We start from the raw sequence: 757 nt of genomic DNA on the forward strand, positions 1-757 counted from the left end.
TAACGAAGCCGCCCGCGAAAGATTCCTTGAGTGCGCTCTGTACGAGTGGATCGAAGACGAAATCGTCGTCTTCCGCAGCATCTACTTCGACTTCGACAAGTACAACATCAAGCCCGAGTTCGTGCCCCGTTCTTGAAGAAGGCACCGCCATCATCAAGTCGAAGACCGGCATGAAGGTCGTCCTTGAAGGCCACACCGACTCCATCGGCTCCGAGCAGTACAACATGAAGCTTGGTCAGCGCCGCGCCGACTCCGTCAAGGCTTTCTTCGTCAAGAAGGGCATTGATTCGAGCCGCATCGAGACCATCAGCTTCGGTGAGTCCGACCCGGTCGCCACCAACAAGACCGCTCAGGGCCGCGCTCTGAACCGTCGCTGCGTCATCAAGTTCAAGTCCATGTAGTTGAGACTCCAGTCTCACTGGCCAGACGCCCCTCGGGGCGTCTGGCCTTGTATTTTGATCGGAGAGAACACCCCATGCCCACCTCCAAGACCCTCGTCTCCCTCGCTCTCCTGATTTTCGCCGTAACCAGCGTGGCTTCCGCCGGATTATCCATCTATCCTGCTGACGGGCCTGCCCCGAAAATTGTCGTCGAACAGCCCAAGCCCCTGACCTACAAGGTCGAAAAGGGCGATTCCGTGGCTGTCATCGCCAAAAAATTCGGTGTGGACGCCAAAACACTGCTTGCGGCAAAACGGACTGGCTGACGCCAAAAAGGCTCAAAGCCGGCCAGACCCTCACCATTCCCGGAAAAACCC

Annotated in this window: 2 protein-coding genes; both read left to right on the forward strand. The window is 57.3% G+C overall.

Features of this window, described 5'->3' with window-relative positions; all coding sequences use genetic code 11:
* Positions 1–26: 26 nt before the first annotated feature.
* Positions 27–401, forward strand: coding sequence for an OmpA family protein (locus DSOL_RS29680; protein ID WP_282433585.1), 375 nt, complete (start codon positions 27–29; stop codon positions 399–401).
* Between the two features lie 74 nt (positions 402–475).
* Positions 476–706 carry a LysM peptidoglycan-binding domain-containing protein gene (locus tag DSOL_RS26170; protein WP_075367607.1) on the forward strand — a complete coding sequence of 77 codons (231 nt, stop codon included), beginning with the start codon at positions 476–478 and terminating at the stop codon, positions 704–706.
* The last annotated feature ends 51 nt before the right edge of the window (positions 707–757 follow it).

Origin of the sequence: Desulfosporosinus metallidurans (assembly GCF_001936615.1) — a bacterium.
GTDB classification, from domain to species: domain Bacteria; phylum Bacillota; class Desulfitobacteriia; order Desulfitobacteriales; family Desulfitobacteriaceae; genus Desulfosporosinus; species Desulfosporosinus metallidurans.

What these genes read in the sequence shown, in the direction of transcription:
- DSOL_RS26170 (WP_075367607.1), top strand. Translation starts at nt 476, where the DNA reads ATGCCCACCTCCAAGACCCTCGTCTCCCTCGCTCTCCTGATTTTCGCC.